The sequence below is a fragment of the Streptomyces physcomitrii genome, from assembly GCF_012273655.1.
Classification (GTDB): domain Bacteria; phylum Actinomycetota; class Actinomycetes; order Streptomycetales; family Streptomycetaceae; genus Streptomyces; species Streptomyces physcomitrii.
Genome location: NZ_JAAWWP010000005.1, coordinates 358600 through 384368, shown reverse-complemented (window position 1 = coordinate 384368; position 25769 = coordinate 358600). Strand labels below are relative to the sequence as shown.

Annotated in this window: 21 protein-coding genes; 14 read left to right on the top strand and 7 right to left on the bottom strand. The window is 72.8% G+C overall.

Features of this window, described 5'->3' with window-relative positions; translation table 11 throughout:
• The first annotated feature begins 67 nt into the window (after window positions 1-67).
• The 9 genes from HFV08_RS11405 to HFV08_RS11365 all read left to right on the top strand — a co-directional run bounded on the left by HFV08_RS11405 (window position 68) and on the right by HFV08_RS11365 (window position 11948).
• On the top strand, window positions 68-1024 hold the full coding sequence (locus HFV08_RS11405) for a polysaccharide deacetylase family protein (RefSeq protein WP_168538423.1): 957 nt from the start codon (window positions 68-70) through the stop codon (window positions 1022-1024).
• The gene (locus tag HFV08_RS11400; RefSeq protein ID WP_168538421.1) at window positions 1021-2328 is read left to right on the top strand and encodes an MFS transporter; all 1308 of its coding nucleotides are present in this window, start codon (window positions 1021-1023) and stop codon (window positions 2326-2328) included. The genes HFV08_RS11405 and HFV08_RS11400 overlap by 4 nt, the downstream gene beginning before the upstream one ends.
• Window positions 2328-3167: an SDR family NAD(P)-dependent oxidoreductase gene (locus HFV08_RS11395; RefSeq protein ID WP_168538419.1), complete on the top strand. Its 840-nt coding sequence runs from the start codon at window positions 2328-2330 to the stop codon at window positions 3165-3167. The genes HFV08_RS11400 and HFV08_RS11395 overlap by 1 nt, the downstream gene beginning before the upstream one ends.
• Window positions 3164-5380 carry a 2-dehydropantoate 2-reductase gene (locus HFV08_RS11390; RefSeq protein WP_168538417.1) on the top strand — a complete coding sequence of 739 codons (2217 nt, stop codon included), beginning with the start codon at window positions 3164-3166 and terminating at the stop codon, window positions 5378-5380. Before HFV08_RS11395 ends, HFV08_RS11390 begins: the two co-directional genes overlap by 4 nt.
• A 315-nt stretch (window positions 5381-5695) precedes the next feature.
• Complete coding sequence (locus HFV08_RS11385; protein WP_168538415.1) at window positions 5696-6613, top strand: NAD-dependent epimerase/dehydratase family protein; 918 nt, start codon at window positions 5696-5698, stop codon at window positions 6611-6613.
• Between the two features lie 771 nt (window positions 6614-7384).
• On the top strand, window positions 7385-7474 hold the full coding sequence (kdpF, locus tag HFV08_RS11380; protein ID WP_168538413.1) for a K(+)-transporting ATPase subunit F: 90 nt from the start codon (window positions 7385-7387) through the stop codon (window positions 7472-7474).
• Window positions 7475-7482: 8 nt separating this feature from the next.
• Window positions 7483-9147, top strand: coding sequence for a potassium-transporting ATPase subunit KdpA (gene kdpA, locus HFV08_RS11375; RefSeq protein ID WP_168538411.1), 1665 nt, complete (start codon window positions 7483-7485; stop codon window positions 9145-9147).
• On the top strand, window positions 9144-11252 hold the full coding sequence (gene kdpB / locus HFV08_RS11370) for a potassium-transporting ATPase subunit KdpB (protein WP_168538409.1): 2109 nt from the start codon (window positions 9144-9146) through the stop codon (window positions 11250-11252). The genes kdpA and kdpB overlap by 4 nt, the downstream gene beginning before the upstream one ends.
• Window positions 11253-11258: 6 nt before the next feature.
• Window positions 11259-11948, top strand: coding sequence for a potassium-transporting ATPase subunit C (locus HFV08_RS11365; protein WP_168538407.1), 690 nt, complete (start codon window positions 11259-11261; stop codon window positions 11946-11948).
• A 45-nt stretch (window positions 11949-11993) separates the two neighbouring features.
• Here HFV08_RS11365 and HFV08_RS11360 read toward each other — a convergent pair whose 3' ends face one another.
• The 4 genes from HFV08_RS11360 to modA form a co-directional block, all read right to left on the bottom strand.
• The gene (locus HFV08_RS11360) at window positions 11994-12746 is read right to left on the bottom strand and encodes a hypothetical protein (RefSeq protein ID WP_312885520.1); all 753 of its coding nucleotides are present in this window, start codon (window positions 12744-12746) and stop codon (window positions 11994-11996) included.
• Between the two features lie 104 nt (window positions 12747-12850).
• Window positions 12851-13954 carry an ABC transporter ATP-binding protein gene (locus tag HFV08_RS11355; protein WP_210430184.1) on the bottom strand — a complete coding sequence of 368 codons (1104 nt, stop codon included), beginning with the start codon at window positions 13952-13954 and terminating at the stop codon, window positions 12851-12853.
• Window positions 13955-13992: 38 nt separating this feature from the next.
• Entirely contained in the window at window positions 13993-14910 is a 918-nt protein-coding gene (gene modB, locus HFV08_RS11350) for a molybdate ABC transporter permease subunit (protein ID WP_168538403.1), read from the bottom strand.
• The gene (gene modA, locus HFV08_RS11345) at window positions 14907-15725 is read right to left on the bottom strand and encodes a molybdate ABC transporter substrate-binding protein (RefSeq protein WP_168538398.1); all 819 of its coding nucleotides are present in this window, start codon (window positions 15723-15725) and stop codon (window positions 14907-14909) included. Before modA ends, modB begins: the two co-directional genes overlap by 4 nt.
• 613 nt (window positions 15726-16338) lie before the next feature.
• On the opposite strand from modA, the gene HFV08_RS11340 reads away from it, so the two are divergent.
• Together HFV08_RS11340 and HFV08_RS11335 are read left to right on the top strand one after the other, a co-directional pair.
• A complete protein-coding gene (locus tag HFV08_RS11340) occupies window positions 16339-16830 on the top strand; it encodes a molybdopterin-dependent oxidoreductase (RefSeq protein ID WP_168538396.1) in 492 nt (163 codons plus the stop codon).
• Window positions 16831-16886: 56 nt separating this feature from the next.
• On the top strand, window positions 16887-17573 hold the full coding sequence (locus HFV08_RS11335) for a class I SAM-dependent methyltransferase (RefSeq protein ID WP_168538394.1): 687 nt from the start codon (window positions 16887-16889) through the stop codon (window positions 17571-17573).
• Between the two features lie 133 nt (window positions 17574-17706).
• Here the strand turns inward: HFV08_RS11335 and HFV08_RS11330 are convergent, their stop codons facing one another.
• The gene (locus tag HFV08_RS11330) at window positions 17707-18468 is read right to left on the bottom strand and encodes a polysaccharide deacetylase family protein (RefSeq protein WP_168538392.1); all 762 of its coding nucleotides are present in this window, start codon (window positions 18466-18468) and stop codon (window positions 17707-17709) included.
• Window positions 18469-19244: 776 nt separating this feature from the next.
• On the opposite strand from HFV08_RS11330, the gene HFV08_RS11325 reads away from it, so the two are divergent.
• The 3 genes from HFV08_RS11325 to HFV08_RS11315 all read left to right on the top strand — a co-directional run bounded on the left by HFV08_RS11325 (window position 19245) and on the right by HFV08_RS11315 (window position 24519).
• Window positions 19245-20819 (top strand): DUF4331 domain-containing protein, encoded by a 1575-nt coding sequence (locus HFV08_RS11325; protein ID WP_168538391.1) that lies wholly within the window; start codon window positions 19245-19247, stop codon window positions 20817-20819.
• A gap of 107 nt (window positions 20820-20926) precedes the next feature.
• Window positions 20927-22273, top strand: coding sequence for a tetratricopeptide repeat protein (locus HFV08_RS11320; protein ID WP_312885519.1), 1347 nt, complete (start codon window positions 20927-20929; stop codon window positions 22271-22273).
• A 347-nt stretch (window positions 22274-22620) separates the two neighbouring features.
• Entirely contained in the window at window positions 22621-24519 is a 1899-nt protein-coding gene (locus HFV08_RS11315) for an urease accessory protein UreH domain-containing protein (RefSeq protein ID WP_312885518.1), read from the top strand.
• Window positions 24520-24611: 92 nt separating this feature from the next.
• On the opposite strand, the gene HFV08_RS11310 is transcribed toward HFV08_RS11315, so the two are convergent.
• Both HFV08_RS11310 and HFV08_RS11305 read right to left on the bottom strand, forming a co-directional pair.
• Complete coding sequence (locus tag HFV08_RS11310; RefSeq protein WP_168538386.1) at window positions 24612-24971, bottom strand: hypothetical protein; 360 nt, start codon at window positions 24969-24971, stop codon at window positions 24612-24614.
• 297 nt (window positions 24972-25268) lie between these two features.
• Window positions 25269-25487 (bottom strand): hypothetical protein, encoded by a 219-nt coding sequence (locus tag HFV08_RS11305; RefSeq protein ID WP_168538384.1) that lies wholly within the window; start codon window positions 25485-25487, stop codon window positions 25269-25271.
• Window positions 25488-25769 lie beyond the last annotated feature (282 nt).

The following is a 25769-nucleotide window of genomic DNA, read 5'->3' as shown; positions in this document are numbered from 1 at the left end:
CCCGCCGTGGGTGTGCACCGGCCTGCCCCCGTGCCACGCCCGCCCCCCTCCCACCCCGGAGAACACCATGTCCACGACCGACCAGGGGACGACCTCCCCGGACCAGGGGACCGCCTCCCCGAGCTGGCAATGGCCCGAGTCGACCTGGCGAGGCCATGTCGAGGCGGTCCGCGCCGGACGCCCGCTGCGCCCCGAGCGCTGGCCCGGCGGCGCCCGCGTCGCGGTCGCCCTGTCCTTCGACCCCGACCACGAGACCATCCCGCTGCGCGACGGGCAGACCACCCCCGGTCTGCTCGCCCAGGGCGAGTACGGCGCCCGCGTCGGCGCCCCCCGCGTCCTGGACCTGCTCGCCCGCTCCGGGATCCCGGCGACCTTCTTCATGCCCGCCGTCTCCGCGCTGCTGCACCCACAGGAGGCCCGCGCGTACACCCGCGACGGCCACGAGCTCGCCGTCCACGGCTGGATCCACGAGCGCAACACCCTGCTCGGCGCCGCGGACGAGCGGGAGCTGGTGGGCCGGGCCCTGGAGACCCTCGACGCGCTCACGGGGCAGCGCCCCACCGGCATCCGCACCCCGTCCTGGGACTTCTCCGACTCGACCCTGGCGACCCTCCTCGACCTCGGCTTCGCCTACGACTCCTCGCTGATGGCGGACGACGAGCCGTACGAGATCCTGGCCCGCGGGCGGCCCACCGGGCTCGTCGAGATCCCGGTCGACTGGATCCGCGACGACGCCCCGTACTTCACCATGGACCGCTACGGCGCCGTCCGCCCGCACAGCCGCCCCCGGGACGTGCGGGAGATCTGGGCGGACGAGTTCGACGCCGCCTACCGCAGCGGCGGCGTCTTCCAGCTCACCCTGCACCCGCACGTCATCGGCCACCGCTCGCGCCTGGTCGTCCTGCGCGAACTCCTCGAACACATCGGCGCGCACGAAGGCGTCTGGTACGCCACCCACGCAGACCTGGCCCGCACCGTCCGGGCCGCCGCTCCCGTCCCCGAGAACCCGGAGCAGACCCCATGAGCACCCAGGCCCCCACGGCCACGGCCGCGAACCCCACGCACAGACTCACCCGCAAGCAGCGCAAGGCCATCGTCGCCGGGACCATCGGCAACACGGTGGAGTGGGTCGACTGGGCCCTCTACTCGATCTTCGCCAAGATCATCGCCGACGAGTTCTTCCCCTCGGGCAACGGCGCGGCCTCTCTCCTCTCCACGCTGGCCGTCTTCGCCGTCGGCTTCGTCATGCGGCCGGTCGGCGCGGCCGTCCTCGGCGTCTACGCGGACCGCCGCGGCCGCAAGAAGGGCATGACGCTGACGGTCGGGCTGATGGCCGGAGCCGCCTTCGTCATCGCCCTGACCCCGAGCTACGAGGCGATCGGCGTCCTCGCCCCGCTGGTGCTGCTCCTGGCCCGGCTGGTCCAGGGCTTCTCGGCCGGGGGCGAGTTCGGCTCCTCCTCGGCCTTCCTCGTCGAGTCCGCCGCCACCGGCCGCCGCGCCTTCGCCGGATCGTGGCAGCAGGTGTCCGTCGCCGGAGGCGTGCTGATCGCCTCCCTCCTCGGCACCGTCACCACCTCCTTCCTCAGCGACGCGAACCTGCACGCCTGGGGATGGCGCGCCGCCTTCGTGATCGGCGGACTGCTCGGCCTGGTCGGCCTCTGGCTGCGGGTCTCCGTGGAGGACACCGACTCCTTCACCCGGGCCAAGGGCGCCGGCCGCACCCGCTCCAACCCGCTCAAGGCGATGTTCGTCGAGCACCCCGGCGCCGCCCTGCGCGTCGCCGGTATCACCATCGCGGGCACGCTGACGTACTACATCTGGGTCAACTACCTGCCGACGTACGCCAATCTCACCACCGGCATCCCGCTGAGCCGCGCACTGCTGTCCCAGACGCTCTGCCTGGTCGTCTTCGTCGTCCTGCTGCCCTTCGCCGGACTGCTCTCCGACCGGCTCGGCCGCAGGCCGACCATGGCCGTCTTCGCGGGCGGCTTCGCGCTGCTCGCCTGGCCGCTGCTGCACCTGCTCGGCGACAGCTTCCTCAGCCTCTTCCTGGTGCAGCTGACCGGGATGCTGCTGATCCTCGGCTACTCCGCCAACTGCGCGGTGATCATGGCCGAGCAGTTCCCCGCCGAGCTGCGGGCCACCGGCATCGCCCTGCCGTACGCGCTCGCCGTCGCCCTCTTCGGCGGCACCGCCCCGTACCTCACCACCTGGCTGCACGAGAGCGGGCACGGCGGCCTCCTGTGGCTGTACGTCAGCGCGGCCTCGCTGATCTCCCTCGCCGTCTACCTGACGATGCCGGAGACCAAGAACAAGGAGTTCCGCTGATGCGCCACGTCCTGGTCACCGGCGCCGGGGGCGGCATCGGGCGCGCGATCGCGGAGGAGTTCGCCCGCGACGGCGCCGCCCTGACCCTCACCGACCGCGACCGCGAGACCCTCGGCCCGCTGCTCGCCGACCTCGCCGCCGCGGGCTGCCCCGCCGACGCCCTCGGCGCCGACCTGAGCCGCCCCGAGACCCCGGCCGAGCTGGTCCGGCGGGCCTGGGAGCGGCGGGGACCGGTCGACGTCCTGGTCAACGCCGCCGGGAGCTACCCCTCCCTCGACATGGCCGAGGTGGGCGCCGCCGAGTGGGACCGCCTCTTCGCCGTCAATCTGCGGGCCCCGGTCCTGGCCACCGCCGCCTTCGCGCGACGGGCCGCCGAGCACGGCCGGGGCGGCACGGTGGTCAACATCTCCTCGGGATCGGCCCTCCGGTCCCGGCCCGGCGGCGGCCCGTACGCGAGCTCCAAGGCCGCGCTGGAGATGGCCACCCGCGCGGCCGCCCTCGAACTCGGCCCCCACGGTATCCGCGTCAACGCCGTCAGCCCCGGCTTCGTCCCGGTCGACAGCGCCACCAACCCGGTCTCCGCGCAGTACGCCGCGGCGATCGGCACCAACCCCCTGGGCAGGGCCGGCACTCCCGAGGACATCGCCCGCGCGGTCCGCTGGATCGCCGGTCCCGACGCCTCCTGGATCACCGGCGAGATCCTGCGCGTGGACGGAGGCTCCGGCACCGGCGCGCTCCACCTGCCGCGGATCTGGCCGCCGGACCCGGCCGAGGACCCCCACCGCACCTGTGACACCGCGCCCGCCGGGGCCCGGGCCACGGAAGGACATCCCGTATGAACAGCGCTACGTACACCGTGGTCGGCGCCGGGGCCATCGGCGGCACGCTCGCCTTCAGCCTGGCCCGGGCCGGGCACCCGGTTCGCCTCGTCGACACCGACACCGCGCATGTCGCCGCCCTCCGCGAGCGGGGCCTGACCCTCGCGCGCGGCGAGCACCGCGAGAGCGTCCGGGTCGAGGCGGTGACCCCGGACTCCTGGGACGGCACCGTCCACCGCGTGCTCCTCGCGGTCAAGGCCCAGGCCACCGACGCGGCCCTGGACTGGATCGGGCCGCGGCTCGCCCCGGGCGGCTGGGTCGTCTCGCTGCAGAACGGCTTCAACGAGGAGCTGATCGCCAAGCGCCTCGGGCCGCACCGCACCCTCGCCGCCTTCGTCAACATCTTCGCCGACGTGATCGAACCGGGCGTCGTCCTCGACGGGGGAGCCGGGGCCCTGGTGGTCGGCGAGTGCCACGGCGCCCCCGTCTCCCCGCGCGTCGCCTCCCTGGTCTCCGACCTCGGCAGCTGGGGGCCCGCGGTGGCCAGCGACAACGTCGAGGGCTATCTGTGGGCCAAGGCCGGTTTCGGCGCGATGCTGGCGGCCACCGCCCTCGCGGACGCCCCGATGGCCGAGCTGATCGACCGCCATCCCGCGACGATGCACGCGGTGGCCGCCGAGGTCTTCGACGCGGCCGATGCCCTCGGCGTCACCCTGGAGCCCTTCGACGCCTTCACGCCGGGCGCCTTCCGCCGGGGCGCCGACCAGGAGACCCGCCGGACGGCGACCGCCCGCCTCACCGCCTGGCTGCGCACCCAGGCCAAGGACCGCAGCGGGATCTGGCGCGACCTGGCGGTACGCCGCCGACCGGTCGAGGTGACCACGCACTACGCGGAGGTCTTCGCCCAGGCCGAGCTGCACGGGGTGGCCACCCCGGTCCTGCGCGCCGTCCTCGACGGCCTGCGGGAACTGGAACGCGACCCCGGCCTGATGGCGGAGGCCCGCCTCGACACCCTGGACCGCTTGGCGAACTCCTCGGCGCCACAGGCACGTTGGGGCACGGACCGAGCCTCGCCGGGTACGGACAAGGAGAGCGCGGCCGCCCTCCGGGCCTGGCTGGCGGACCATCGCGAGGAGATGGTCGCGGACCTGGCGGCCTACACCTCCCAGGAGAGTTCCAGCACCGACCCCGAGGCCCTCGGCGCCTGCCTCGCCTGGCTGCGCCACTGGCTCGACGGGGCCCTGGGCGCCCCCGAGGCCGAGGAGATACATCCCCGGACGGAAACCGGCGACCTCCTGATCCGCCGCTACCCGGGCACCGGCACCCGCCCGCTGCTGCTCCTCGGCCACTACGACACGGTCTGGCCCACCGGCACCCTGGAGCAGTGGCCGTTCCGGCGGGAGGGCGACCGGATCACCGGGCCCGGCGTCTTCGACATGAAGGCCGGACTGGTCCAGGCGGTCTGGGCCCTCAAGGCGCTGGACGCCCTCGGGCTGCCCCGCCCGGCCTGCACCCTGCTGCTCAACGGCGACGAGGAGACCGGCAGCCTCACCTCCAGCGAGACGATCGTCGCCGAGGCACGGAACAGCCGCGCCGCCCTGGTCTTCGAGGCCGCGGCCGACGGCGCGGTGAAGACGGCCCGCAAGGGGGTCGGCCTCTTCACCCTCACCGTCACCGGCCGCGAGGCGCACGCCGGCCTTGACCCCGAGAACGGGGCGAGCGCGGTCGACGAACTCGCCCACCAGATCCTCCACTTGACCGGCCTACGGGACCGAGCGGCCGGCACCTCGCTCAACATCGGGGTCGTGGAGGGCGGCACCCGCGGCAACGTCACCGCCGGACGCGCCGCCGCCAAGCTCGACGTACGGGTGGCCACCGCGGCCGAGCAGCAGCGGATCGGCGCCGCCCTGGCCTCGCTCCGGCCCGTCGACCCGGGCACGACGGTCGAGGTGTCCGGCGACTGGAACCGCCCCGTCTTCGAACGCACCCCCGGCGTCGCGGAGTTGGCCGAACTGGCCCGCACCTGCGCGTCCTCGCTCGGCTGGGAGCTGCACGAGGCGTCCGTGGGCGGCGCCAGCGACGGCAACTTCCTCGTCGCGGCCGGAGTCCCGACCCTGGACGGCCTCGGCGCCACCGGCTCCGGAGCCCACGCCCGCTCGGAGCACACCACGGTCAGCGGCATGGTGGAACGCGCGGCGCTGACCGCGGCGGTGGTCACTGCTCTGTCCCGGTAGGGGGGGGCGCCCCCTTCGCAGCCGAGCGGAAACCCTTGCCGGTGCCGGTGCCGGTGCCGGTGCCGCCACCGCTGACGTCGATGCCCTGCGCCAGTACGGCGCGAACCCCCACCCCGAGGACCGCCGCACGCTCCGGGTCGCGCTGCGGGCGGGGTGAGCTGCGGCAATGATGGGTGGTGGCGGTAGTCGGTGCCTTGGGCCGGGGGGCCGTCCGCCCAGATGTAAGCGGTGCAAACATTCTGGTGTACGGTTGCTGTGGAGCGGATCCCCCAGCGCCTTCCGGGCGTCACGTAGCCGCGTAAGAGAGGGAACCCCATGCAGACCGTCCTGGGCGCCAACGGCCCGATCGGTGAAGAACTCACCCGCGAGCTGTACCGCGCCTTCACCCGCGAGATCCGGCTGGTCGGCCGCGAGCCCGCGAAGATCCACGAGACCGACCAGCTCGTCAAGGCCGACCTGACCGACCCGGAGGCCACCGCCCGGGCCGTCGAGGGCAGCGAGGTCGCCTATCTCACCGTGGGCCTGCCCATGGACGCGCAGCTGTGGGAGCGGAAGTTCCCCGTCATGATGCGCAATGTCATCGACGCCTGCGCCGCGCACGGCACCAGGCTGGTGTTCTTCGACAACACGTACATGTATCCGGGGACGACCACCCCGCAGACCGAGTCCACCGGCTTCGAGCCCAACGGCCGCAAGGGCCGGGTACGCGCGCGGATCGCGACCATGCTCCTCGACGCGATGAGCGCCGGATCGCTCGACGCCGTCATCTGCCGGGCCCCGGAGTTCTACGGTCCGGGAAGGACCAAGAGCCTGACCAACTCGCTCGTCTTCGCCCGGATCAAGGCGGGCAAGCGGCCCCTCGTCCCGGTCGGCGCGAAGACCGCCCGGTCCCTCATCTGGACGCCGGACGCCGGCCGGGCCACCGCCCTGATCGGCAACACCCCGGGCGCCTACGGCCAGACCTGGCACCTGCCCGTCGACCCCCACCGCCGCACCTACGCCGAGATCATCGAGGTGGCCGAAGAGGTCACCGGCCGCCGGATCGGGTACACCGTGCTGCCACTGGCCGCGTTCACGATCGGCGGCCGCTTCATCGGGCCGCTCGGAGAGGTACGGGAACTGCTGCCGCGCTACCGCGGGGACAACCTCTTCGAGACCGCGAAGTTCACGGAGCGCTTTCCCGAGTTCCCCGTCACCTCCCTCCGTGAGGGCATCACCGACATCCTCGGCTGAACCGCTCCCGCTCCCCGCTGCCGCGCGTCTCGGCGACAGCCTCCGTATTCCCCGTTCTCCGCGAGGTGCCGACCCCCGGGCCGGGGGAGGAAATCCCGTACGCAGACGGCGAGTTGTTCGCGGAATCGGAAGGTGCGCCGGTCCGTCCGGGTTATGAGAGGGCGGCCGGTGCCCTTTCCCTCACGCTCCCCCCTCTGATCCGAATTTCCGCGAGAGGGTCGCCGGTGGCCGAAGGGAACGTATCGTCTCGCGCCCCCGAACTCCCCTCCCGCGACCGGGAATTGACGCTCTTCTGACGGCTGGACGTGTATTCCGCCACAGTGCCGTCAAGAAAGCGTCAGGGAGCGCCCGGACCGGCAAGATCCCCGGTCAGCCCGTGTACGCACCGGGCGAGCGGGCGGCACGCTTCCCGGCGCTCCGGCCCGACCTGTTCTTTTCCGCGAACCGGGCTCTGTTTCTTCCGCGGACCGGGCCCCGTTTCTTTCCATGGACCGGATCCCGTTTCTTTCCGTGGAGCCGAGGGCGACGCTCGGTGGCGGGTCGCACCCGGCCGCGTCAGATCGGCGTCAAGGGATTACCACTGTTCGTATGGAGCCCGTCAAGGCGGCTTATCGGCAGGCGGAAACCGAGGTTTGCTTCTTGTCGGCCAGCAGGCCGATTCCCTTCCTCTCACGTCACTCAGGAGTTAACGATGGCCGACCTGGCCTTCGTCGTCACCGCGGTCGCGGTATTCGCGCTGGTGGCTCTTGTCGCCCGGGGGGTGACCAAGCTGTGAACGCCGAGAACATCGTCGGTCTCGTGGTGGCCGTCTCCCTCCTTGGATATCTCGTGCTGGCCCTCCTCTTCCCGGAGAGGTTCTGAGTGCCGCCATGAGTCCCCAGATCGCTGGTGTGCTCCAGCTGCTCGCCCTGATCGCCGCGCTCGCGCTCGCGTACCGTCCGCTCGGCGACTACATGGCCGGGGTCTACTCCTCCGAGAAGCACTACCGGCCGGAGAAGTGGATCTACCGGGCCATCGGCGCCCAACCGTCCGCCGAGATGCGGTGGCCCGCCTATCTGCGCGGGCTGCTCGCCTTCTCGGCGGTGAGCGTCCTCTTCCTGTACCTGCTGCAACGCCTCCAGGGCGCGCTGCCCGGATCGCTCGGCTTCTCCTCGATCGATCCCGACCAGGCGTTCAACACCGCCGCGTCCTTCGTCGCCAACACCAACTGGCAGTCGTACTACGGCGAACAGGCCATGGGCCATGTCGTGCAGACCGGCGGTCTCGCGGTGCAGAACTTCCTCTCCGCGGCGGTCGGCATGGCCGTGGCGGTGGCGCTGGTGCGCGGCTTCGCCCGGTCGCGTACCGGTGAACTCGGCAACTTCTGGGCCGACTTGGTACGCGGCACGGTACGCATCCTGCTCCCGCTCTCGGTGGTCGGCGCGCTCGTGCTGGTCGCCTGCGGCGCCCTCCAGAACTTCGCCGGGATCCACGAGGTCGGCCAGTTCACCGGCGGCACCCAGGAGTGGAACGGCGGCGCGGTCGCCTCGCAGGAGACCATCAAGGAGCTGGGCACCAACGGCGGCGGCTACTTCAACGCCAACTCGGCCCATCCCTTCGAGAACCCCAGCCCGCTCTCCAACCTCTTCGAGATCTTCCTCATCCTGGTGATCCCCTTCGCGCTCACCCGCACCTTCGGCCGGATGGTCGGCTCACTGCGGCAGGGGTACGCGATCCTCGGCACGACGGCCGTCATCTGGCTCGGCTTCACGGCGCTGATGATGTGGACCGAATTCGCCCACCGGGGACCGGCGTTCGAGATCGCGGGCGGGGCGATGGAGGGCAAGGAGACCCGGTTCGGGGTCGCCGGCTCCTCGCTCTTCGCCGTGGCCACGACGCTGACCTCGACCGGCGCGGTGAACTCCTTCCACTCCTCGTACACCGGCTTCGGCGGCGGCATCACGATGCTGGGCATGCAGCTCGGCGAGATCGCGCCCGGCGGTGTCGGCTCCGGCCTCTACGGCATCCTGATCATGGCGGTCATCGCCGTGTTCCTCGCCGGGCTCATGGTCGGCCGCACCCCGGAGTACCTGGGGAAGAAGATCGGCACCCGCCAGATCAAGCTCGCCGCCTGCTACCTCCTCGTCACCCCGGCCCTGGTGCTCGGCTTCACCGCCGTGGCCCTGGCGCTGCCCACCCCCGGCAACTCGATGACCAACTCCGGGGCGCACGGCTTCTCCGAGATCCTCTACGCCTACACCTCCGGCGCCAACAACAACGGCTCCGCCTTCGCCGGACTCGACGCCGACACCCAGTGGTTCAACACCACCCTCGGCATCGCGATGCTGCTCGGCCGCTTCCTGCCGATCGTCTTCGTCCTGGCTCTCGCGGGCTCGCTCGCCGAGCAGCAGCCGGTGCCCGAGACCGCGGGCACGCTGCGCACCGACAAGCCGCTCTACGCGGGGCTGCTCGTCGGCACGATCCTCATCGTCACCGGACTCACCTATTTCCCGGCCCTGGCGCTGGGCCCGCTCGCCGAAGGGCTCGCCTCATGAGCACCGCCACCCCCGCCCGCGCCCCGCACGACGACCTGCCGCCCCCCGGCGGCCGAGGGGCCCCCACCCGTGCCGGCAGCGGGCTCTTCGACCCGAAGCAGCTGCTGAAGTCGTTCCCGGACGCACTGCGCAAGCTCGACCCGCGCGTGATGATCACCTCGCCGGTGATGTTCGTCGTCCTGGTCGGCTCGGTGGTCACCACCGCGCTGGCGCTCGCCGACCCCGCCGACTGGTTCGGCTGGGCGATCACCGGCTGGCTCTGGCTGACCACCGTCTTCGCCAACCTCGCCGAGGCGGTCGCCGAGGGCCGCGGCAAGGCTCAGGCCGACACCCTGCGCACCGCAAGGACCGGCGCCGTCGCCCGCCGGATCACCGGTACGAAGGAGGAGCGGGTCGCCGGGACGGAGCTGCGCGTCGGGGACCTGGTGGTCTGCGAGGCGGGGGACATCGTCCCCGGCGACGGTGACGTGGTCGACGGCGTCGCCTCCGTGGACGAGTCCGCGATCACCGGTGAATCGGCCCCGGTCATCCGGGAGTCGGGCGGCGACCGCAGCGCGGTGACCGGCGGGACGAAGGTGCTGTCCGACCGCGTCGTCGTCAAGATCACGACGAAGCCCGGCGAGACCTTCATCGACCGCATGATCAGCCTGGTGGAGGGCGCCGCCCGGCAGAAGACACCCAACGAGATCGCCCTGAACATCCTGCTCGCCTCCCTCACGATCGTCTTCCTGCTGGCCGTGGTCACCCTGAAGCCCTTCGCGATCTACGCGGGCGCCGACGACCAGACCTCCCTGATCGTGCTGACCGCGCTCCTGGTCTGCCTGATCCCGACCACCATCGGGGCGCTGCTCTCCGCGATCGGCATCGCCGGCATGGACCGCCTCGTCCAGCGCAATGTGCTCGCGATGTCCGGCCGCGCGGTGGAGGCGGCCGGGGACGTGTCGACGCTGCTGCTCGACAAGACCGGCACCATCACCCTGGGCAACCGGCAGGCCGCCGCCTTCCTGGCGGTCGAGGGAGTGCCGGAAGAGGCGCTCGCGGACGCCGCGCAGCTGTCCTCGCTCGCCGACGAGACCCCCGAGGGCCGGTCCGTCGTGGTCCTGGCCAAGGAGAGGTACGGGCTGCGGGAACGGGACCGGGGCGAGCTGGCCGGCGCCGAGTGGGTGGCCTTCACCGCGCAGACCCGGATGTCGGGCGTCGACCTGGGCGGGCGCAGGATCCGCAAGGGCGCGGCCGGTTCCGTACTGGCGTGGGTGGCGGAGCGCGGCGGGAGCGTCGCCGCGGACGCGCGGGCGCTCACGGACCGGATCTCCGGGGCCGGCGGCACACCGCTGCTGGTGGCCGTGGAGGACGCCGAGGGCGCGCGGGTCCTCGGGGTGGTCCACCTCAAGGACGTGGTGAAGGAGGGGATGCGGGAGCGGTTCGACGAGCTGCGCCGCATGGGCATCCGTACGGTCATGATCACCGGTGACAACCCGCTGACCGCGAAGGCCATCGCCGAGGAGGCCGGGGTCGACGACTTCCTCGCCGAGGCGACCCCCGAGGACAAGATGGCCCTCATCAAGCGGGAGCAGGCCGGGGGCAAGCTCGTCGCGATGACCGGCGACGGCACCAACGACGCACCCGCCCTCGCCCAGGCCGACGTCGGCGTCGCGATGAACACCGGCACCTCCGCCGCCAAGGAGGCCGGGAACATGGTCGACCTCGACTCCAACCCCACCAAGCTCATCGAGATCGTCGAGATCGGCAAGCAACTCCTCATCACCCGGGGGGCGTTGACCACCTTCTCGCTCGCCAACGACGTCGCCAAGTACTTCGCGATCATCCCCGCCATGTTCGCGGTGGCGTACCCCTCGCTGGACCGGCTGAACATCATGGGCCTCGCCTCGCCGGAGTCCGCCATCCTCTCGGCGGTGATCTTCAACGCGCTGATCATCGTCGCCCTGGTGCCGCTGGCCCTCAGGGGCGTGCGCTACCGGCCCGCCGGTGCCGACCGGATGCTGCGCCGCAACCTCGGCCTCTACGGAGTCGGCGGCCTCCTCGCCCCGTTCGCCGGCATCAAGCTCATCGACCTGCTCCTCACCCTCCTCCCCGGAATCGGCTGATCCGCCATGACGCACCTCCCCATCGGCAGCACCGCGCGCCTGATCGGAGCCGGGCTGCGCGCCCTGCTCGTCCTCACCCTCGTCTGCGGGGTGGTCTACCCGCTCGCGGTGACCGGCATCGCCCAGGCCCTCTTCGAGGACAAGGCCGACGGCTCCGAGATCAAGGACCGGAGCGGGCAGGTCGTCGGCTCCTCCCTCATCGGCCAGCGCTACGACCTCCCGCTGAAGAAGGGCCAGGAGACGCCCGGACCGGACCTCAAGTGGTTCCAGCCGCGCCCCTCGAACGGACTCGGCACCAACAGCGTCAACACCGAGTACTCCCTGCTCCTCTCCGGCGCCACCAACCGCTCCGGCGACAACGAGGAGCTGATCCGGTGGGTCCGGGACGCCAAGGCGGCCGTGGTGAAGGACAACTCGACCGCCACGTACGAGGTGCGGCCCGCGGACGTGCCCGCCGACGCCGTCACCTCGTCCGGTTCCGGGCTGGACCCCGCCATCTCACCCGCGTACGCCGAGCTCCAGGTCCACCGGGTCGCCGAGCAGAACGATCTCGGCGTCGAGGAGGTCGAGGACCTCGTCGCCGAGCACACCACCGGCCGCCTCCTCGGCTTCCTCGGCGAACCCCAGGTCAACGTCCTGGAGTTGAACACCGCCCTCCGGGACCTGATCCGGGACCCCGGCGGACCGGGCCGGTGAGACCCGGGGCGGCCCGCGGAGACCGGACAGCGCGCGCCGGGCCGCTCAGCCGTAGGCGCCCGGCGCGCTGTACAGGGTCTCCGGGCTGTCGGGTACGAAGGTGTACTGCACGGGGTCGTGGCGGCGGTGGCGGCCCGCCCGGACGTCCAGGTACGCCGATGCCCTGGGCGTCAACTGGCCCTCCGCGGCGAGCTTCCGGGCGCGCAGGAGCAACTCCTTGGCGTCCAGGCCGAGTTCCTCCGCGACGATCTGAAGGTCGAGCCCGGACTGCCAGCTCCACAGCAGTACGGAATCCATCCCCTCCGTCCAGGTCGCCGCGGCCGGGACCGCGGTCTCCGGCGCGACCGGCTGGGCGGACGGCTCGGCCTCCGCCCGCGGGTGGGGCACATGGGCTCGCGCGGCGTCCGCCGGTGCCTCCGCCGCGGGGTCGGGGTCCGGGTCCGGTGCGAGCGGCTGCGGGGGTGCGTCGGCCGGCGGGGGCGCCTCGGCCGGCGGGGGAGCCACCGCCGCGGGCTGCTTGAGCAGGGCGTCGGCGACGACCCGGGCGTCCTCCCTGCCGACCGTACGGCGTGCCACCCGCACCTCGCGCTCGTTCAGCCCCATCAGACTCGCCACGGCGGCGTCGCTGCCGACGGTCACGGCGAACGCGGCCAGCGTCCTCGTCCGGCTGGCCAGCGCCTCGTCCATCACCGCCTGCGCCTGGCGCACCCGGTCGTCGGTTCCGCAGAACGCCTCGGCCAGCAGCAGGTTGCGTTCCCAAAGTTCACGTGGCTCCACGCCGGGCCAACGTTTCTGCACCGTCCTCGACACCACCTCCCGGAACTATCACCCGAGCGGCCCATCTCCCCGGCCCCGGGCATGCGCCGGTGAGCCCTCCGGCCGCTCCCGCCGCGGCCTCACCCTCAGGCGGGATACGCGTGCGTCCGGGCCGCCTTGACCGCCGCCCAGACCGCGGCCCCGGGGCGCAGGTCGAGTTCGGCCGCGGCGATCGTGGTGAGGTCGGCGGCCAGCGGGAGTCCGCCGGTGAGGGCGACCCGGATCCGGTCGCCGTGGGTCTCCAGGCCCGCCACCTCGCAGCGCCACAGATTGCGGGCGCCGGAGCCGCCGGGACGCTCCTGGTGGAGGGTGACCGCGCTCGGCGGGAAGGCGACGAAGACCGGGCCGCGGAGGTCCTCCGTGGTCGTGGCCACCGCTCCGCCGTCGAGGCGGACGGTGTGCCCCTCGGCCGTTCCCCGGTAGAGGTTGAGGCCGACCAGGTGGGCGAGGTAGTCGGTGCGCGGGCGGCGGGCGATGTCGGCGGGGGTGCCCCGCTGGACGACCTGCCCGTCCTCGACGACGACGAGGTGGTCGGCGAGGACCATGGCGTCGAGCGGGTCGTGCGTGACCAGGACGGCGACCGCCTCGAACTCGGCCAGATGGCTCCGCAGCCGGGCGCGGACGTCGAGGCGGGTACGGGCGTCCAGGGCGGCGAGCGGTTCGTCGAGCAGCAGCAGGCGGGGGCGGGTGGCCAGGGCCCGGGCGAGCGCCACACGCTGGGCCTGGCCGCCGGAGAGACGGCGGGGCTTCACGGACGCGTACTCGGACAGCCCCATCCGCGCCAGCCACGCGGCGGCCTCGGCGCGGGCCCCCGCCCTGCTCGCGCCGAGGCAGCGGGGCCCGAAGGCCACATTGTCCAGGGCGGAGAGGTGCGGGAAGAGCAGATAGTCCTGGAAGACCACCCCGACCGGCCGGGACTCCGTGGGCGTACGGTCCAACTCCGCGCCGTCCAGGCGCAGATGGCCGCCGGTCAGAGGGACGAGCCCGGCCAGCGCGCGCAGGGCGGTGGTCTTGCCGGCGCCGTTGGGGCCGAGCAGGGCGAGGACATCACCGGGGGCGGCGGCCAGGGACACGTCCAGCCGGAAGGCATCGCGCTCGACCACCAGGTGGGCGTCCAGGCCTTCCTGGCCCTCCGGTGCCGGGGCGGGTGCGCTCGTCGGACTGGACGCCTTCTTCTCCCTGCCGGTCATGAACCGATCATCCTTGGCCATCCGGCGATCGTCGTCGGTCATGAGGCGGTCATCCAGCGATCGCGCAGCCCCGCCAGGACCGCGACGGACACCGCCAGCAGCACCAGGCTGAGCGAGATCGCGGCGGCCGGGTCGCTCTGCAGGGCGAGGTACACGGCGAGCGGCATCGTCTGCGTACGGCCGGGGAAGTTGCCCGCGAAGGTGATCGTCGCGCCGAACTCGCCGAGTGCCCGGGCCCACGCGAGGACGGCGCCCGCGGCGACACCGGGGGCGATCAGCGGCAGGGTGACCCGGCGGAAGGCGGTGAACCGGGAGGCGCCGAGGGTGGCGGCGGCCTCCTCGTAGCGCGGGTCCGCGGCGCGCAGGGTGCCCTCGACGCTGATGACGAGGAACGGCATGGCCACGAACGCCTCGGCCACGATCACCCCCGCCGTGGTGAACGGCAGCGTCAGCCCGAACCAGTCGTCCAGCCACTTGCCGACGACCCCGTTGCGGCCGAGCGCCATCAGCAGCGCCACACCCCCGACCACCGGGGGCAGGACGAGCGGCAGGGTGACCAGCGCCCGTACCAGGCCGCGTCCCCGGAACTCGACCCGGGCCAGCAGCCAGGCCAGGGGCACGCCGATCACCAGACTCACCGCGGTGGCCGCCGTCGCGCACAGCAGGGACAACTGCAGGGCCTGCCACACCTCGTGGCTGGTCAGCTGGTCCGGCAGGCTCCGCCAGGGGGCGCGGATCAGCAGCGCGAGCAGCGGCAGGATCAGGAACACCAGCCCCACCAGGGCAGGCAGGAGCAGGGGCAGCGGCACCCCCCGGCGGGCACCGCCCCGGCCACCGCCACCGCCACCGCCACCGCCACCGCCACCGCCACGGCCCCGGACGCGGACGCGGCCGCGCCGTGGCCCGCCCTTCACGGGGCCGGCCACGGCGGCGGACTCGCCTCGCGGGGAACTCACGGCTTGAGGAACCCGGCCCCGGTCAGCACCTTCTGCCCCTCGGCGGACCGCACCAGCGCGATGAACGCCTTGGCGGTCGCGGTGTTCCGCGCGTCCTTGAGCAGGGTGATCGGGTAGTCGTTGATGGCGTCGGCCGACTCGGGGAAGGCGACGCCCTCCACCTTGTCGCCCGCGGCCTTCACATCCGTCTTGTAGACGACGGCGGCGTCGGCCTCCTTGAGTTCGACCTTGGTCAGGGCGGCCTTCACGTCCTGCTCGTACGAGACCGGCGTGAGCTTCAACCCGCTCGCGTCCAGGGCCTTCTGCGCGGCCGAGCCGCACGGCACCTCCTTGTCGCACAGGACGACCTTCAGACCGGAGCCCGTCAGATCCTTCAAGGAGCCGATCTTGTCGGGGTTGCCCGGCAGGGTGGCGATCTCCAGCTCGTTGCGGACGAAGGTGGCGGGCGTGCCGGAGGCGGCGTCCCCCGCGTCGGTGACGATCTTCATCGTCTTGGGGCTGGCGGCGGCGAACACGTCGGCCGGGGCCCCGCCGGTGATGCCCGCGGCCAGCGAGTCGCTGCCGCCGAAGCTGAAGGTCACCTTCGTACCCGGGTGCTCCCGCTCGAACTGCTTGCCCAGCTTCTCGAAGCTCTCCTTCAGCGAGGCGGCGGCGAAGACGGTCACCGTGCCGGACAGCTTGTCGGAGGAGGAGCCGGATCCGGCCGACGAGGAGTCGTCGGAGGAGGAGTCGTCGGAGGAGCAGGCGCTCAGGACCAGCAGCGCGGCGGTCGCCGCCCCGGTCACCTGCAGGGTCCGGAGCACGGAACGGGTCATCACGGGGCTACTCCCTCTGTTCCCGCGAACCCTCGCGGGAAGTGTCTGCGGTCTCTCGACTGTCTGCGGTGTGCGGTCTGCGGTCTGCTGTCTTTCGACTGTCGGCGGTCTTTCGGCTGCCCGGCTGCGGTCTTCCGGTGCTGGACTGCGGTCGTCCGGTCGTCCGTTCGTCCGTTCGTCCGGCCTTTCGGCGGCCCCATCGGCCGACTTGATCACGGGAACCGCCGCAACCGCCGCAACCGCCGCAACCCCGGACGCCGGCTCCGGTCCCTCGGCCGGCTCGCGACCGACCGGGACCCCGTCCGATGCGTTCCGGTGGCCGGGGACTCCGCCCGGCACGGTCCGGCCCAGGGGTGTCCCGGCGGCCGGTGCGTTCCGCCCGGCGGTGATGTCCCCGCCGTCGGTCGGGCGCCGCGTGGTGTCCGTACTGGCGCCGAGCACAGCGGCGGCCTCCCCGGTCCGGTAGGTGTGCGTCCCGCAGATGATACTGCCGCAGATGCCAGGAGAAAGTCTTCTGTCTCATTGCACGAGCACTGCCTGTGAGCTGCAAGGCTGGTATATGCGTTTCTACGGGAGGCGGGTGCGGGTAAGGCTCTGGGGGAGGTGGTGGCCCATGAGCCAGTTTCTCGCGGCCCCGGGGAGGACGGCCGGTCCGGTGGCGCGGCTCGCCCTCACCGGCGACCTGGCCCGCCCGGCCCGACTGACGGTGGCCGAACTCCGCGCCTGGCCCCAGCACCGCACCGCGGTGCACTTCGAGTGCGCCACCAGCGGCACCCGGCGCCACACCTTCACCGGACCGCTCCTCTACGACGTCCTCTCGGCCGCCGGTCCCGTCTTCGACCTCACCCGCCGCAAGGACCGGCTGCGCTTCCTGATCGCCGTACGCGGCGCCGACGGCCACCACGCCCTGCTCTCCTGGGCGGAGATCGACCCCGACTTCGGCCGCGCCCCCGTCCTGCTCGCGGTCACCCTCGACGACCGCCCCCTCGACCCCGCGGGCCCCCAACTGGTCCTGCCCCAGGACCGCTGCGGGGCCAGACACATCAGCGGCATCACCGCGATCCGCGTGGACGGCGGGTACCCGGCACCGAACGGATCCGGCTGAGCCCGGCGACTCCCTCGGGCGCCGGGACTGTCAGTGGCCGCTGAGAGCATCGGGGCATGACCGAACGCACCGCGGAGCCCACGGGCCCGGCCGAGCGCGCCGCTTCCATCGCCGCGTACTGGGATGCCGCCGCGCCCTCCTTCGACGAGGAGCCCGACCACGGACTGCGGGCCGGCCGTACGCGCGCCGCCTGGGCCCGGCTGCTGCGCTCCTGGATACCCTCCGCCCCGCTCGACGTCCTCGACATCGGCTGCGGGACGGGGTCGCTGTCCTTGCTGCTGGCCGAGGCCGGGCACCGGGCGACCGGGGTCGACCTCGCCCCGCGCATGATCGAGGAGGCGCGCGCGAAGTTCACCACCGCCGGCCTGACGGCCCGACTCCTCGTCGGCGACGCCATGGCGCCCCCGACCGGGGACCAGCGCTTTGACGCCGTCCTCTGCCGCCATCTGCTGTGGACGCTGCCCGACCCGGAGGCCGCCTTGCGCGCGTGGGTGGCCCGCCTGCGCCCGGGAGGCCGGCTGGTGCTGGTCGAGGGCCGCTGGCGGCAGTCCGCCCGGGCCGCCGCGCCGTATGCCGACGGCGCCGCGTCCCTGCCCTGGCACGGCGGCATCGGTGCCGAGGAACTGTCCCGGACCGTACGGCCGTTGACCGCGGGCCTGCGAGTCGACTCCCTCGGCGAGCACCCGGACCTGTGGGGCGGTGAGGTGGACGACGAACGGTACGTGCTGGTCGCTCACGTATGACGGGGTCGGCGGTTGGCGGTCGGGGGGCCGCGGTCCTCGGTCGGCGGTCCGTACGGGGCGGACGGTACTGGGCAGTTGGTATGCGGGAGCCGGGAGTCGGGAGCCGCGCCCTACCGGTCCCGGCCGCGCCGCCTCACCGCACCGGGAACCCGAAGGCGTACCCCTGCTGCTTGAGCCACGGAAGGACCTCGCGGAGGGCGGCGACGGTCTGGGAGCGGTCGCCGCCCGCGTCGTGGAAGAGGAGGGTGGGACCGTTGGTCACCTCTTTCTTGACGGTGCTGACGATGGCCTCGGTGCCCGGCTTCTCGAAGTCCTTGGTGTCGACGTTCCAGCCGAGCGGCCGCATACCGCGGGAGGCCGCGAGCCCCCGGCTGTACGGGGTGAAGGCGCCGCCCGGGGCGCGGTAGTAGAGGGGGCGGACGCCGCCCGAGGCGCGGGTGAGGGACTTCTCGGCCTGGAGTATCTGCTCCGACTGGTAGGCCTCGGGCTTGCCGTCCATCGAGGTGTCGTGCAGCACGCTGTGGTCGCACAGCCGGTGCCCGGCGGCCACCACGGCCTTGACCAGGTCGGGGTGGGCCTCGGCCTGCGGGCCCACCATGCAGAAGACGGCCTTGACGCCGTTGTCGGCGAGCACCTGGAGGACCTCGGGCGTCCACCGGGGGTCGGGCCCGTCGTCGATGGTGATGTTGACGCCCTTGGGTCCCTTGTCGGAGGCATGCGCGATCTCCGGCGACACGGCGGCCGGGCTCTTCGGGGCGGCGGCCGGGGGACGCTTCTCGGCGCCGCCGGGGTCGGCCTGCGCGGTCCACAGACTGGCGGCCGCCGTCAGCGCCGCCACCACGGTCCCGCCGATGAGGATCCGCCCGTGCCCGGCCCGCCTGCTGCGCTTCGCCATGTCCGTCCCGCCTCCTGTCCGAGGGTGTGCACTGGGCAGGACGGCGAACCGGGCACGGAGGCTCCCGCTGTTACACGGCGAGGACGATTCCCCCGGGTCGCCGTGACGGCAGAGGGTGTTACGCGGCTTTTGTTCCCTCTGTGCGTTTGCCGTCAGGCAGGGAGACCGGCACCACCCTCGCCCCTCATCTCCATTCCTGTCCCCATCCCCATCCCCGTCCCCACCCCCAACCCGCCTACGGCGTAAGGGGATTCCAGGCTGGATCAGCGTCATGACGCCGACACGTCCCCATCCCGAGCGGCGATGAGGCGGTCGAGTCGGCCCGGCCAGGCGGCCTGCGGCCGGTCCCGCCTTCTCGCCGCCAGACGTCTTGCGCTGCGCAAGGTCTCGGGGAGCCTCCTTATTGCACTGGCCTCGCAATAAGGACCTTCATGCGATAGGGGTGCCCTCACCCGTGTGGCGCTCGGTTCTCCGTTCGTGTCGTGGCCGATTCGGGCAGTCGTACCGCCTCCTCTTGCCGCCGTCACCTGCGCTTCCTGGGCAATTGGCCCCAGGGGGTCGCGGAGTGCCCGCAAATATGTGGCATATCGCCGGTTTTCTCATGCTCTTCTGGGCTCGCGAATTCGACGGGCGGTGGTGCGTGGACCGCGGTGTTCCTCGCCGCGGTGCCGACCCGGAGGGTCTCGCCCGTGCGCCCTTACGGGGCGCCGTCCCCCACCGGGTCCCCGCCGTCGGACAGAGCCGAGCGGGCGGACCCGCAATCGAGAGGATCAGCCTTGACACTCCGTCATCCCGCGCCCCGCAAGCGGCGCGCCCTCGATCAGTCACTCCTCGTCCTTGGCACCGGTGCCCTGGCGACCGGTGTGGCCGTCCTCGCCCTCGCCCCCGGCGTCAGCTCCGCCTCCAGTCACCGGGAGGCCCCGATGATCGCGGGCGACCCGCGGGCGGACAACACCGACACCTACGCCTTCACCAGCCCCGACAAGCCGGACACGGTGACGCTGGCCGCCAACTGGATTCCCATGGAGGAGCCCAACGGCGGTCCGAACTTCTACGCCTTCGCCGACGACGCCAAGTACCACATCAAGATCGACAACACCGGTGACGGGAAGGCCGACGTCACCTACACCTGGCGCTTTCGCAACGAGATCCGCGACGCCGCCCAGCAGTTCCTCTACAACACCGGCCCGGTCGACTCGCTGAACGACCCGGACCTCAACTTCCGCCAGTTCTACGACCTGACGGTGACCACGGCCCGCGGCACCACGACCCTGCTGCACGACGCCCCCGTCGCCCCCTCCAGGACCGGCAAGGCCTCGATGCCGGATTACGGCAAGCTGCGCGACCAGGCGGTACGGCCGGTGCGCGGCGGCGGCCAGACCTACGCGGGCCAGGCGGAGGACCCCTTCTTCGCCGACCTGCGCGTCTTCGACCTGCTGTACGGCGGTGACCTGAGCGAACGCGGCAAGGACACCCTCGCCGGCTACAACGTCAACTCGGTCGCCCTGCAGGTGCCCAAGAAGCTCCTCGCCCTCAAGGGCGACTCCGCCCGCAACCCGGTCGTCGGCGTCTGGTCGACCACCGAGCGCAAGGGCGCCACGGTCACCGACAGCCGCAAGCAGACCCCGAAGACGCTGCCGCACCCCGGCTGGCGCCAGGTGTCCAGGCTGGGCAATCCGCTGGTCAACGAGGTCGTCGTCCCGCTGAAGTACAAGGACGCCTTCAACTCGATCTCCCCGGACCAGGACCGCACCGTGCAGCCCGTGGTGGACAAGGTCTACGACCCGATCCTGCCGAAGCTGATCCAGAAGGTGTACGGGATCCCCGCGCCGAAGGCTCCCCGCAACGACCTCGCGGAGATCTACCTCACCGGCATCTGCAAGGCCTGCGGCCCGATCAAGGCGGACCTCAACGCCCACAGCCTGAACAAGGACGCCTCGGCGAAGCAGATCGTGCCGGCCGAGGAGCTGCGGCTGAACATGGCGGTGCCGCCGACCGCCGAGCCGCAGCGGCTCGGGGTCCTCGCGGGCGACCTGGCGGGCTTCCCGAACGGCCGCCGCCTCGCCGACGACGCCATCGACATCTCCCTGCAGGCCGTCGAGGGCGCCGCCCAGACCGGGCAGCTGGTCCCCGAACTCGCCGACGGCGACCAGGTCGACACCAACGAGGTGCCCTTCGGCGGCAGGTTCCCGTATCTGGCGCTGCCGCACACGAAGAACGTCAACAGCGGACAGGGCGGCGACCTCGGCATGCCGGGCGACTACAAGCACGCCGCGGCCTTCGGCGGCGCGGGCGCGCTGCTGCTCGGCACCGGCGGCTTCCGCCTGTGGCGCCGCCGCCACCTGGGCTGACGCACCGTCACCCGTCATCCCCGGCCGGGCGGAGGGCTCCTTCAGCCTCCGCCCGGCCGGGGGCCACCGCAGGAACCGGGGAGGATCCCTTGCCGAGGCTGTTCCACGTGCTCGCACCCGTGCGCCGGGCCGGACGCGGCCTGCGCGCCACCGTCACCGTGCTCGTCCTCGGCGCCGTCCTGTTCCTGGCCGGCGCCGTGGTGCTGGGCTCCCGGCAGGGGCCGGGGCAGGAGCGCACCGCCGTTTCGGGTCCGGGCGCCGGGCGGTCCGAGCGGGGCTCGGTGGCCGCGCTGACCGAGCGGGTGCGGCAGGTGCCGAAGGACCCGGCCGGCTGGGCGGGCCTGGGCATGGCCTACGTACAGCAGGCGCGCACCACCGCGGATCCGGCGACCTACGAACGCGCCGAGCGGGCGCTGCGCCGGTCGCTGACGGTCCAGCCGCGGGACAACTACCAGGCCCAGATCGGGATGGGGGCGCTCGCCGCCGCCCGGCACCGGTTCACCGAGGCCCTCGACTGGGGCCGGAAGGCGGCGGCCGCCAATCCGTCGAGCGCCGAGGCGCAGGGCGTACTCGGCGACGCCTACACGCAGTTGGGGCGCTACGAGGAGTCCTATCGCGCGATCCAGCGCATGACCGATCTGCGGCCCGACGCCGGCGCGCTCGCCCGCGCCTCCTACACCTGGGAGCTGCGCGGCGACGTCCCGAGGGCGCGCGAGCTGATGGACAGGTCCCTGCGAGCGGCACCGGGTGCGCCCGAGCGGGCCTTCGCCCGGACCCATCTCGCCCTGCTCGCCCTGGAGTCGGGCCATCCGCGCGAGGCGCTGCGCCAGGCCGGTGCGGGTCTGCGGGAGTCGCCGCGCGACGGCGGACTCCTGGAGGCCAGGGCGCGGAGCCGCGCCGCCCTCGGCGAGCGGGCGAAGGCCGTCTTCGACTACGAGAAGGCGATCGCCGTCGCGCCCCTGCCGCAGTACCTGCTCGGTCTCGGCGAACTGCGGGAGGCCACCGGCGACCGGGCGGGCGCCGAGGAGCAGTACGCGCTGCTCCGGGCCCAGGACCAGGTCCGCCGCAGCGGCGGCGGCCCGGCCGATGTGGACGCGATCCTCTTCGAGGCGGACCACGGCAAGCCGGAGCGGGCCGTGGCCATGGCCGAACAGACCTTGCGGGGGCGGCCGTTCCTCGCGGTCCAGGACGCCGCCGCCTGGGCGCTGCACCGCGCCGGACGCGACACCGAGGCCCTCGCCCGCGCCGACAAGGCCCTGGCCCTGGGCACCCGCAGCGCCCTCTTCCACTTCCACCGCGCGGAGATCCACCGCTCCCTGGGCGACTCCGCCGCCGCCCGCCGCGACCACGCCCGGGCGCTCGCCCTGGACCCGCACTTCCACCCCCGGTACGCCCCCGAGGCCCGCGCCCGGCTCCGGGCAGCCGACGCCACGGCGGACCACCGCTCCCGATGAACCCACGACGGAAGCCGAAGACGCCGATGACCCCGACGACCCCGCCGCCTCCGAGCCAGACGATTCCGGCGCCCCCGAGCCAGACGATTCCGGTGCCGACCGGGTCCCGCCGGTCCTCCTCAGGGCCGCACAGGCCCACACCCGGGGCGCACCGGACGACACCAGGGCCGCACAGGCCCACACTCGGGCCGCACCGGTCGACACCTGGGCCGCACCAGTCGACACCCGGGCCGCCCCGGACGCCGGCCGACTCGCCCCGGAGGGGGACTGGTTCGTACCGGACGGCGACCGTTCCGTACCGGACGACGACCGATACGTGCTGGCAAGCGACCGGTACGTACCGGACCGTGAACGCCCGGCGTCGTATCCTGTCCGCCCTTGTCGGCGTCCTGCTCGCCTCCGCGGCTGTGCTCGCCGGGGCGCCGGCCGCGGGGGCTCACCCCCTGGGCAACTTCACCGTCAACCACTACACCGGGATCACCCTGCACCCCGGCCGCGTCGACGCGCTCGTCGTGGTCGACCGGGCGGAGATCGCGGCGGCTCAGGAGCGCCCGCGTATCGACCGGGACCACGACGGGAGTGTCGACGCGGGTGAGGCGCACCGCTACGCCGCCGCCCAATGCGCCCGGCTGGCCGACCAGTTGAGGGTGGTCGTACGGGGAAATCCGCTCTCCGAGTGGCGGCGCCCCCGCAGCGCCCTGAGTCACCACCCCGGCCAGGCGGGCCTGGAGACCAGTCGGCTGAGCTGCGCGCTCACCGCCGCGGCGGACCTCCGTTCCCCGGCCGGTGTCACCCTGCGGACCGGCTACGACACCGCGCGCATCGGCTGGCACGAGGTGACCGCCCGGGGCGAGGGCGTCACCGTCACCACGTCGAACGTCCCGAGCAGCTCGGCCACCGACGAGCTGCGGCGCTACCCCCAGGATCCGCTCGCCAGCCCCCTCGACCAGCGGTCCGCCACCCTGCGGACCGAGCCGGGCGGCAGCGGGACCGCCGCCTCGGCGGTCCGTTCGGCACTGCCCGGATCGGGGCCTGTCGGCACCGCCCTGGGAAAGGTGACCGGCGCCTTCGACTCGCTCGTCGGCCGCCATGAACTGACCGTCCCGATCGGCCTGTTGGCGCTGCTGCTGGCCGTCGTCCTGGGCGCCTCGCACGCCGCGATGCCCGGACACGGCAAGACCCTGATGGCCGCCTATCTCGCCGGACGACGGGGTACGCCGCGTGACGCGGTGACGGTGGGCGTCACCGTCACCCTCACCCACACCGCGGGCGTCCTCGTGCTGGGGCTCGCGCTGCCCCTGTCCACCGGACTCGCCGGGGAAGCCGTCCTCACCTGGCTGGGCCTCGCGAGCGGACTCCTGGTCACCGCCATCGGACTCTGGCTCCTGCACTCGGCCCTGCGCGGCCGCGAGGCGGGCCACCATCATCACCATCACGGTCCGGGCGGTCACCATCACGGCCCGGGCGGCCACCATCACGGTCCGGGCGGTCACCACCACGGACCGCGTGGTCACCACCATGGTCCGGGCGGGCACCACCACGGCTCCGACGGCCACCCTCACCACCACGGGCCTCCCGCACACGGCCCAGACGACCACGATCACCTCGGCCATGCGCACGATCACGATCACGACCACCTCGGTCACGATCACCACCTCGCCGGCGACCATCCGCACGAGGACGGCACGCCCGCAAACGGCACCCACGAGCACGCCCCCACCACACCCGACCGGCTGCTGACGATCCCGGCCACCGCGCCCCCGCACCCCGCCCCCGGCGACACGGCCGTACTGACCGCAGAACGCGCTGCCCCGCTCGAAGGGCACGCTGCTCCGCTCGAAGAACGCGCTGCCCCGCTCGAAGAGCGCGCTGCCCCGCCCCGGACCCCGACGGCGAAGGCCCCGAGGGCATCGAGCCGCCGGGGCCTCATCGGACTGGGTGTCGCCGGGGGTCTGGTGCCCAGCCCCTCCGCGCTGGTCGTCCTGCTGGGCGCGGTCGCGCTCGGCCGCACCGCGTTCGGCATCCTGCTCGTCCTCGCCTACGGGCTGGGCATGGCCGGGACCCTCACTCTCGCCGGTCTGCTCCTGGTCCGCCTGCGCGACCGCCTCGACGCCCGGACCCGCCTCGCCGCCGCCCGGCTCGCTCCGCTGCGGCGCCTGGCACGCCTCGGTCCGGTGCTGACGTCCTGCCTCGTCCTGGTCGTCGGCGCCGGACTCACCCTCCGCGCCTGCGCCGGACCCTGGTGAACCGGCGCACCGCGGTGGCCGGACATCCCCGTACCCGGGAGTGCGCCTGACCCGAACGCGGTGCCTCTCATGTGCGGGTGCCGGCCCGGGGCTCAGGACCTCTTTGCCTTGGCGTGGGCCTTCGACTTGCGGACCTCGTCGGGAGTGAAGACGTGCACGATTCCGCCGAATGTCGTGTCCGTGAAGTACTGCCCGGGGCGGTCGTTCGCCTCGAACTCGATGTCGACTCGCCGACCGCTCTGCGGGTCGATGCAGGAGAGGTCGATGTCGCCGTCGCTGCCGCGCTTCAGGTCCTCGCATCGGTGACGCTCGACGAAGGTGTCGAACGCGGTCGTCTCGTCGTGCTTGTCCTTGCCGCAGCCCGATAAGACCAGAGCCGTGAGGGCGAGGGTGAGTACGGTGACCGACGGGTGCGCTATTCGGCCGGACCGGCCCCGGGGCGGATGGATCATGATGATGCAGAACTCCCTACGTGTCTTCAGAAACCGCGTGACAATCTACACGGCTGTAGAAGATCGCCCGTCCGCGTCGGACCGCTGAGCGCTGCTGCGTGCTGCTGGGTGCCACTGGGTGCTGCTGCGTGAGCCGCTCGCTACGGGGCCCGGTGGGCGGTCGGGGGCTCAGTCCTCTCCCTCGCTGTCGCCCTCGACGGAGTCGCCGACCTCGTCGGCGCGCGTACGCATGTCCCATGGGAGGGTGCCGTCCGGCCCGATGGTGCGGACGGACGGCACCGAGGCCGCCTGCCGGGACTACTTGGCGGCTTCGAGGGCGGCGAGTGCCTGGGCCCAGCGGACGTACTTCAACTCGGCCAGGTCCGCGACCGTCTTGACTCCGAACGCCTCTTCGAGCAGTTCGCCGTCACGGTCGGAGACGCCCTTCAGCGCCGCGACCGGGGCGGCGAGCACCTCCGGCAGGCTCTTGTCCGCCCATGCCTTGTCCAGCACCTTGTTCAGATCGATCGAAGCCACGTGTCGTCTCCAGGGATGCGCGGCCGGGGTCGCCCCGGGCCTTTCTCTACAAACGCGTAGAAGCATAGAGTCGGCCTCGCGGGCAGGAGACGCGCTCCGGCCGACCGCCTCCGGAAAGGCCGAAAGACGCTCCTGGCCTGGCCAGAGGAGACAGGCGAGGGGGTGCCCTCGGCGGCCTGCCGGGACGGGGCAGGCGGCGGACCTGCCGCGAGGGGGCGGCACGCGGAGATGCCGGGAACCCGTTTTCCGCCAGAATCGTTGTGTCCGCACATCCGAAGAGGG

What these genes read in the sequence shown, in the direction of transcription:
- HFV08_RS11335 (WP_168538394.1), top strand. Translation starts at nt 16,887, where the DNA reads ATGACCGAACGCACCGCGGAGCCCACGGGCCCGGCCGAGCGCGCCGCT.
- HFV08_RS11330 (WP_168538392.1), bottom strand. Translation starts at nt 18,468, where the DNA reads ATGGCGAAGCGCAGCAGGCGGGCCGGGCACGGGCGGATCCTCATCGGC.
- HFV08_RS11355 (WP_210430184.1), bottom strand. Translation starts at nt 13,954, where the DNA reads ATGACCGGCAGGGAGAAGAAGGCGTCCAGTCCGACGAGCGCACCCGCC.
- modA (WP_168538398.1), bottom strand. Translation starts at nt 15,725, where the DNA reads ATGACCCGTTCCGTGCTCCGGACCCTGCAGGTGACCGGGGCGGCGACC.
- HFV08_RS11365 (WP_168538407.1), top strand. Translation starts at nt 11,259, where the DNA reads ATGACGCACCTCCCCATCGGCAGCACCGCGCGCCTGATCGGAGCCGGG.
- HFV08_RS11385 (WP_168538415.1), top strand. Translation starts at nt 5,696, where the DNA reads ATGCAGACCGTCCTGGGCGCCAACGGCCCGATCGGTGAAGAACTCACC.
- kdpB (WP_168538409.1), top strand. Translation starts at nt 9,144, where the DNA reads ATGAGCACCGCCACCCCCGCCCGCGCCCCGCACGACGACCTGCCGCCC.
- kdpA (WP_168538411.1), top strand. Translation starts at nt 7,483, where the DNA reads ATGAGTCCCCAGATCGCTGGTGTGCTCCAGCTGCTCGCCCTGATCGCC.
- HFV08_RS11395 (WP_168538419.1), top strand. Translation starts at nt 2,328, where the DNA reads ATGCGCCACGTCCTGGTCACCGGCGCCGGGGGCGGCATCGGGCGCGCG.
- HFV08_RS11405 (WP_168538423.1), top strand. Translation starts at nt 68, where the DNA reads ATGTCCACGACCGACCAGGGGACGACCTCCCCGGACCAGGGGACCGCC.
- HFV08_RS11340 (WP_168538396.1), top strand. Translation starts at nt 16,339, where the DNA reads ATGAGCCAGTTTCTCGCGGCCCCGGGGAGGACGGCCGGTCCGGTGGCG.
- HFV08_RS11400 (WP_168538421.1), top strand. Translation starts at nt 1,021, where the DNA reads ATGAGCACCCAGGCCCCCACGGCCACGGCCGCGAACCCCACGCACAGA.
- HFV08_RS11390 (WP_168538417.1), top strand. Translation starts at nt 3,164, where the DNA reads ATGAACAGCGCTACGTACACCGTGGTCGGCGCCGGGGCCATCGGCGGC.
- HFV08_RS11310 (WP_168538386.1), bottom strand. Translation starts at nt 24,971, where the DNA reads ATGATCCATCCGCCCCGGGGCCGGTCCGGCCGAATAGCGCACCCGTCG.